This is a genomic window from Anaerobium acetethylicum (assembly GCF_900096945.1).
Classification (GTDB): Bacteria; Bacillota; Clostridia; order Lachnospirales; family Lachnospiraceae; genus Anaerobium; species Anaerobium acetethylicum.
Genome location: NZ_FMKA01000030.1, coordinates 38,432 through 45,419, shown reverse-complemented (window position 1 = coordinate 45,419; position 6,988 = coordinate 38,432). Strand labels below are relative to the sequence as shown.

8 protein-coding genes and 2 tRNA genes are annotated in these 6,988 nt (G+C 44.1%); all 10 read right to left on the bottom strand.

Annotation, left to right across the window (positions count from 1 at the left end; genetic code table 11):
- Positions 1-263: 263 nt before the first annotated feature.
- Positions 264-352 (bottom strand) — tRNA-Ser (locus tag BJR36_RS16120).
- A 59-nt stretch (positions 353-411) separates the two neighbouring features.
- Positions 412-497, bottom strand: a tRNA-Ser gene (locus BJR36_RS16115).
- A gap of 370 nt (positions 498-867) precedes the next feature.
- A complete protein-coding gene (gene ispD / locus BJR36_RS16110; RefSeq protein WP_091236274.1) occupies positions 868-1,566 on the bottom strand; it encodes a 2-C-methyl-D-erythritol 4-phosphate cytidylyltransferase in 699 nt (232 codons plus the stop codon).
- 37 nt (positions 1,567-1,603) lie between these two features.
- Positions 1,604-2,647: a tRNA (adenosine(37)-N6)-threonylcarbamoyltransferase complex transferase subunit TsaD gene (tsaD, locus tag BJR36_RS16105; protein WP_091236272.1), complete on the bottom strand. Its 1,044-nt coding sequence runs from the start codon at positions 2,645-2,647 to the stop codon at positions 1,604-1,606.
- Positions 2,640-3,290 (bottom strand): DUF6715 family protein, encoded by a 651-nt coding sequence (locus BJR36_RS16100; protein WP_091236271.1) that lies wholly within the window; start codon positions 3,288-3,290, stop codon positions 2,640-2,642. The genes tsaD and BJR36_RS16100 overlap by 8 nt, the downstream gene beginning before the upstream one ends.
- A gap of 20 nt (positions 3,291-3,310) precedes the next feature.
- On the bottom strand, positions 3,311-4,222 hold the full coding sequence (locus BJR36_RS16095; RefSeq protein WP_091236269.1) for a ribonuclease Z: 912 nt from the start codon (positions 4,220-4,222) through the stop codon (positions 3,311-3,313).
- A 79-nt stretch (positions 4,223-4,301) separates the two neighbouring features.
- On the bottom strand, positions 4,302-4,745 hold the full coding sequence (gene rimI, locus BJR36_RS16090) for a ribosomal protein S18-alanine N-acetyltransferase (protein ID WP_091236267.1): 444 nt from the start codon (positions 4,743-4,745) through the stop codon (positions 4,302-4,304).
- Positions 4,746-4,778: 33 nt separating this feature from the next.
- On the bottom strand, positions 4,779-5,489 hold the full coding sequence (tsaB, locus tag BJR36_RS16085; RefSeq protein WP_091236265.1) for a tRNA (adenosine(37)-N6)-threonylcarbamoyltransferase complex dimerization subunit type 1 TsaB: 711 nt from the start codon (positions 5,487-5,489) through the stop codon (positions 4,779-4,781).
- On the bottom strand, positions 5,486-5,923 hold the full coding sequence (tsaE, locus tag BJR36_RS16080; RefSeq protein ID WP_091236264.1) for a tRNA (adenosine(37)-N6)-threonylcarbamoyltransferase complex ATPase subunit type 1 TsaE: 438 nt from the start codon (positions 5,921-5,923) through the stop codon (positions 5,486-5,488). The genes tsaB and tsaE overlap by 4 nt, the downstream gene beginning before the upstream one ends.
- 277 nt (positions 5,924-6,200) lie before the next feature.
- Entirely contained in the window at positions 6,201-6,833 is a 633-nt protein-coding gene (locus BJR36_RS16075; protein WP_091236262.1) for an ECF transporter S component, read from the bottom strand.
- Between the last annotated feature and the right edge of the window lie 155 nt (positions 6,834-6,988).

Below are 6,988 nucleotides of genomic sequence, written 5' to 3'. Positions count from 1 at the left end.
TTTTTCCGTATATGCCGATGCTACTCGGTCATATTTTACTGTTTTTTAGGTCGTGTCTCTCGACACTGTTCTTTGATTGGCCGGATACTAAGTCCTGGCCGATCATGAAATCTCTTTTCCAGACTTTGTCTGGTTTTGAATTTTCAAGGTTGTTTCACTGTTCAGTTATCAATGTTCTGTGTACTGCCTATTTGGTCAGCTCAATTATTCTAACATCCATCAACTTTCGTGTCAAGCGTTTTTTATTTTTTTGAGAAGACCTACGGAGAAGGAGGGATTTGAACCCTCGCGCCGCTATTAACGACCTACTCCCTTTCCAGGGGAGCCCCTTCAGCCACTTGGGTACTTCTCCAAGCTGAAGCCGAATTTACTTAATGTACAAATGCTATTCAGAATAGCTTTCATACAAAACGGAGAAGGTGGGATTCGAACCCACGGTCCCTTTCGGAATCACTGGTTTTCAAGACCAGCTCCTTAAACCACTCGGACACCTCTCCATGTCTGTGCTTGACTATTTTATACTATTGAAAACTGTTTGTCAAGTACTTTTTTATTCTTTTTTCACAATCGCTTTTTGAAAACTTTTACAAACAGCCGTCATATTGACCACTTTTTCCGCAACTGTTTCAGCGACATTTGTTATTCTATCACCTTTAATTCCGTATGTCAATAATATTTTCAATTTTTTTTATTTTTTTAACAGATGCAATAATTTACCTATGATGCCACTCCGCAAAACGCCATATTTAGCATATTTTTGACCTCATGCCACTACTCAATCATGAATGGACACGAGGTCATCAGTATTGGTCATCAGCATTGGTCATCAGCATTCCAAAATGCTTATGCCACAATTCCTATCGACAACTATCGACAACAGAAAACCTCAGCTATTTTGAGGTCTTCAGGCGTTGTGATTTTAATATTCTCATAAGAGCCCCTTATAAGCTTTACTTTTATGTCTGTTGCCGCCTCTACAACCATGGCGTCATCCGTGACGTTTATATCAGCCAGATCCAGCACCTTTTCGTAGGCATCCTTTACCAGACTATACTCAAAAGCCTGAGGGGTCTGTATCTGCCATAGCAGACTCCGGTCGGGCGTTTCTTTTATGAATTCTTTTCCATCGGCAATCTTTATTGTATCTTTTACCGGCATTCCCACCACACATGCCCTGTACTCTTTTACTGATTCAATCGTTCTTTTTATTATTTCCTGGTCTACAAACGGTCTTGCTCCGTCATGAATAAGAAGATAGGCGCACGAACCTATGGCTTTTATGCCATTATATACGGAATTGTAACGCTCTTGTCCACCCTCAATTATCTTGACAACTTTATCAAAATTATAAGTTTCCACTATATCCTGGCGGCATGATTCTATACAGCCCGGAGAAACGACGAGGATGATTTCATCAACATCGCTTTCCTGGAACTCCAGCAAAGAGTAATAAACAAGAGGCTTACCCTTTACCAGAAGAAACTGTTTCTGGATCGGACTGTTCATTCTTGTTCCCTGCCCTGCTGCCAGAACGATTGCAACAACTTTTTCTGCTTTTTCCTTTATCAAAAATAAGCCCCCTTCAATCGATTCTGTGAATCTGCTATTGCGGCTGGTCCTGCCGTTCTCCCAATTTAAGATTAGGAACTGCATTCAGATCGAGTCCGTGTCTGGTTCCATTTATGTAGTCATAATATGCTGCCACTCCGATCATCGCAGCATTGTCTGTACAGAAAACAGGGGATGGGTGATAGAATTCTATATTGTTTTTCTCACAGGCCTCTCTCATGGCGTTTCTGAGTGATGAATTCGATGCTACGCCTCCGGCTATTGCCAGTTTTTTTATACCGTATTCTTTGACGGCCTGCATTGCATTATGGACAAGCACATCAGTAACAGCCTTCTGAAAAGAAGCCGCAACATCTGCGCGGTTTATTTCCACACCTTTCATCTGGCAGGAATTTATATAGTTCAGTACAGCGGATTTGAGCCCGCTGAAACTGAAGTCATATACGGAGCCTTCGATATGGGCGCGCGGGAACGGTATCGCATCCGCATTGCCTTCTTTTGCAAGTTTGTCGATTTTAGGGCCGCCTGGATAGCCGAGACCTATAGCCCTTGCGACCTTGTCAAATGCCTCTCCTGCTGCGTCATCTCTTGTTCTTCCTATTATCTCGTATTTTCCATAGTCTCTAACCAGTACCAGATGGGTATGGCCTCCCGATACCACAAGGCAGAGAAACTGCGGCTCGAGATCAGGGTGTTCTATATAGTTGGCGGAAATATGGCCTTCAATATGGTGCACGCCTACTAAAGGCAGATTTTTAACATAACTGATCGCTTTTGCCTCTGCCACACCTACCAGAAGGGCGCCTACCAGTCCCGGTCCATAGGTTACTCCTATGGCATCGAGATCATCCAGTGTTATGCCTGCTTCTGAAAGGGCTTCTTCTATAACCTGATTTATTTTTTCAATATGCTTCCTGGAAGCGATTTCCGGCACTACGCCTCCATAGAGTTTATGGAGTTCTATCTGGGATGAAATAACGTTAGAAAGGACTTCTCTTCCATTTCTGATTACTGCCGCCGCCGTTTCATCGCAGGAGGATTCTATTGCCAATATCGTAATATCTTTTTCTTTACTCATCTTCGTTCGCTTCTGCCGCCGTATCTGCAAGTTTCCACCCCAGAATCTTCCATCGGCTTTCTGCATCCTTTCTTAATATGAATTCGTGATTTGCTTTTTGGTATCCATTCTTATCTGAGAGCGTGTATGATGCCTTAAGGACCGCATACTCCCTGTCCGCCTCTGTGTAGTACTGCACGGCACTGCTGTCATCTATGATCGTATTGAAAATCGTGCGTTCAGCAGCCTTGTATTCGGCAATATCCGCATTCAGATTTTCAAAATATGTTTTTTCCGGGTTTACATGCAGGAATTCTTCGTCAAAAAGTCCCCTTGCCTTATTTCCAAGCGCTTTCAATTCCTCATCTGTATATGTTTCATTATAGAAGCATCTAATGATACTGCTGTAGAGCTTCACTACTTCTTTCGGTGTCAGCGGGTACTCTTTTTCCAGATCTTCTGCCAGTATTTTCTCAACTTCTGTCTGTTCTGCAGGGAGCTGGTCTGTTTTTCCGTCTTTATTAGAAATATGGTAATAGAAAAGCAGAATCAGGGCTGCAAGAACCACTACGACGGCTATATTCTTGATCAATGTTTTCTTCCCGCCGTTCAGGTTTCCTTCCCTGCTGGTTGGCGGGACATAAAGTGATGAACGTTTTTTCATATGAATCCTCCTTGATATCATTAATCTTCTTCGAATTCAAGCACTGTGGTCTTTCCGTCTTTTCCGGCTTTTGAGTTAGGGAAAATCTTCTTCACATCTCTCATGAATTCTTCTGGTCTTATAAGAGACGGGCTGTAATGGGTGAGCCACATTTCTGGAACTCCCGCCTGCTGGGCAATCCTTGCCGCTTCGTAGAATGTCATGTGCTTGTATTCTGCTGCCTTGGATTCTTTTCCGCTTTCTCCGTACATGCCTTCGCAGATGAGCAGATCGGCTCCTTTGCTGTTGTCTACAATAGACTGGGTCGGCCTTGTGTCTGTGCAGTAGGTAAGCTTGATTCCTTTTCGCGGAGATCCCAGAACCATGTCCGGGGTATAGCAGATGTCTCCATTTTCAATTGTCTGCCCCTTTTGGAGCCTGTTCCAGAATTCCTTTGGTATATTGTTTTTAAGGGCATTTTCAACATTGAATTTTCCCGTCCTTGGAATCACGATGCTGTATCCGTAGCAGGCAACATTATGATTTACCCTGAAGGCTTCTATCCGATAGCCCTCAAATTCGACTGCCTGTTCTTTCTGGTTCAGTTCTATATACTTTATTTCAAAAGGAAGTTCCGGCGCTATGACACGTAGGGCGGTAACAACCCTTTCAAGCCCTTTCGGACCAATCATGGTCAGAGGTGCTGTCCTTTCCGCATTACCCATCGTCAGCAAAAGTCCCGGAAGACCGCTGATATGGTCAGCATGGTAATGGGTAAAACAGATTACATCAATCGGGTTGAAGCTCCACCCCTTATCTTTTACTGCAACCTGGGTCCCTTCCCCGCAGTCTATCAAAATACTGCTGCCATTATATCTTGCCATACAGGCTGTCAGCCTTCGGTACGGCAGCGGCATCATTCCGCCGGTTCCTAATAAACAAACGTCTAACATGAATTGTTCCTCTTCCTAATATCGTCCTATATGTTATTTTTGACAAGTGATATTTCTTTTTTTTTAAACATTCCTGCTGTCAATCCAGCTGTCTTTTCCACATTATGATTGCGTTTTCCTGTGGTTTCTCATAAAAATTCTTCCGGATCCCCTCATGTACGAATCCCAGGGATTCATACAGCAGGATTGCTCCTGTGTTGCTTTCCCTGACCTCTAACGTAAATGCTTCGACACCCTTTTCTTTTCCGGTCGCAAGAAGCTGTTCAAGAAGGGCGCGCGCTATTTTTTTTCTCCGGTATTCGCTCCTGACTGCCACATTGGTTATTTCACCTTCTCCGATGATGTTCCATAAGCCGCAGTAGCCAAGAATTTTTCCGTCCGATTCAGCCACAAGATATATGGTATTTTCTTTATTTAGCGCCTCCTGGAAGGATTTCCTGGACCAGGGCACCGAAAATATGCTTTCCTCGATCTCTCCGACCTGTTCTATGTCGTATTCAGTCATTTCTCTGATTTCCAGCATGTCATGCCTCCGTTTCCGGTCTGATTCTTCTATTTAAAGTTCAGCCTGCTGCTTTTCGGCCAGTTCCCTTTCAGCCTGTGAAAGCCTCAGGTAATCAGGCTGGTGGTCTGCTGCAGTCTCAGTCTTTCCCTGACGGAAATATTCTCCACCCAGGACTCCGACTGCTCCCGCTCTCTGCCTGCTCAGATGGGCCGGGGCAAATGAATACGGAATTTCAGCTATTTCCGCTATTCTTTTTCTGTATACCGGAACTCCGTCACCGAGGAAGATTACTTCCCTGCCTATTTTATTCAGAGCGCCTACTATGTCGTCAATTGAGACAGCCTTCTGCTTTACCATAACCTGAAATGTATTATTACTGAATTCATAGATTCCGGTATAGACCTGATTTCTTCTTGCATCCATGATTGGACAAATGACTTTGTCCGTTCCGTACAGATTATACGCAAGGGCATCAAGGGTAGGAACATGGATCAGCGGCTTCCCAAGGGCCAGGCCTATGCCTTTTGCAGTGGCCGAGCCTATGCGCAGGCCCGTAAATGAACCCGGACCGCCGGCAACAGCAATTGCATCTATGGTCCCGAGATCCAGTTCCGTCATTTTGACGATTTCATCAAGCATCGGAAGAAGCGTCTGAGAATGAGTCTTCTTATAATTTACGGTGTATTCCGCCATCATATTTTCATCTTCAATGACCGCTACTGTTGCCACAAGCCCTGAACTGTCTAATGCTAATATTCTCATAACTGCCTGTTCCTTTCTTCGATTGTTATCTTTCGGTAATCGAATCCTTTTTCCAGATCCTTCTCGATGGTAATTTCACGGAGCTGTTCGGGGAGGATTTCCTCTATCAGGTTTGCCCATTCGATCAGGCATACTCCCTCGCCGTAAAAATAGTCTTCGTATCCGATTTCCTCCATTTCTTCAATGTCGCCTATGCGGTACACATCAAAGTGGTACAGAGGCAGCCTGCCTTCCTCGTAAATCTGGATTATCGTGAATGTCGGGCTGCTGATCGGCTCCTCAATTCCCAGGCCTTTTGCAAGCCCCTGGGTAAATACGGTTTTTCCGACTCCCAGGTCCCCTACCAGGGTATAAACATCGCCGGCTTTGGCCTGTTCTCCAATTTTCCGGCCAAGAGCAAACGTTTCTTCTGCTGAATATGTTTCAATTATCATTTTTTTCCATCCTGTTATCTTTTTGGTATATGTTGCGGGTTCAGGCAGGCAACGGAACAGATTACTGAATCTGCCCTAAGCATGCAAACAACAGCCTGTCCTGCAGGCTGTCAAATTATTTTTCATTATAACACAGTGTTTCCGGCATGACAATAGAACCGCCTGATGCAGGGTACTGCTGAAAAAGCAACTATTACTGTTCTCTCCAGGCAGAACAGCAAACGAAAGCCCCCTATACATTCTGCATGCATAAGGGGCCTCTCAGTATATTGATCTGTTATCCGTTCCTGCGGCTGAATACAGGACTGATTTTTTTGTACAGCAGCAAGGTCACGGCTGATACAATAATTCCTTTCAGCAGATTGAATGGTGCAACTACTAAAAGTACAAATGTGGAAAGACTTGTAATCGCAGGGTTCACTGCCGTGCCCATTTTGATAAGAGCATCAAGACCGCCCTCCATAAATCCTGCATACCAAGGAAGAAGCACATATGCATTCAGCAGACATCCTACAACCGTCATCACTACTGTTCCGATTGCCATTCCTATCAGCGCGCCTTTTCTTGTTCTGATCTTTTTATATACCAGGCCGCTTGGAACGATGATCGCACATCCAATCATGAGGTTTGCGAATTCTCCAATACCTATCGTCACCGTGCCGTCAATTAAAAGGTTAAGCAGGATTTTGATGATTTCTATGAATATTCCTGCAAGAGGCCCCATTGCGAAGGTTCCGATCAGTACCGGCACTTCACTGAGGTCGATTTTATAAAAGCCTGGTGCAAACCATAGCGGAATTTCAAACAGCATCAGAATAACCGCTATTGCTGAAAGCATTCCTATCTTGGCAATTTCTTTCACCCCGAAGATGTTTTTTGTCTGTTGTAAAACGTTTGAATTTGAACTCATTTTTTTCTCTCCTTTTCTGTTTTGGCGAAAACGGACGCTTGCAGCCGCCTTCCACTAATTTGCAGCACATGAACAGTATTTGTGTTCATGTGTTTAAAGGAAAATTCCTGGTTAACGGAGTGTTTTTGATTTATTAAGAAATTCGTGGAATTTAC

What these genes read in the sequence shown, in the direction of transcription:
- tsaD (WP_091236272.1), bottom strand. Translation starts at nt 2,647, where the DNA reads ATGAGTAAAGAAAAAGATATTACGATATTGGCAATAGAATCCTCCTGC.
- BJR36_RS16100 (WP_091236271.1), bottom strand. Translation starts at nt 3,290, where the DNA reads ATGAAAAAACGTTCATCACTTTATGTCCCGCCAACCAGCAGGGAAGGA.
- BJR36_RS16095 (WP_091236269.1), bottom strand. Translation starts at nt 4,222, where the DNA reads ATGTTAGACGTTTGTTTATTAGGAACCGGCGGAATGATGCCGCTGCCG.
- rimI (WP_091236267.1), bottom strand. Translation starts at nt 4,745, where the DNA reads ATGCTGGAAATCAGAGAAATGACTGAATACGACATAGAACAGGTCGGA.
- tsaB (WP_091236265.1), bottom strand. Translation starts at nt 5,489, where the DNA reads ATGAGAATATTAGCATTAGACAGTTCAGGGCTTGTGGCAACAGTAGCG.
- tsaE (WP_091236264.1), bottom strand. Translation starts at nt 5,923, where the DNA reads ATGATAATTGAAACATATTCAGCAGAAGAAACGTTTGCTCTTGGCCGG.
- BJR36_RS16075 (WP_091236262.1), bottom strand. Translation starts at nt 6,833, where the DNA reads ATGAGTTCAAATTCAAACGTTTTACAACAGACAAAAAACATCTTCGGG.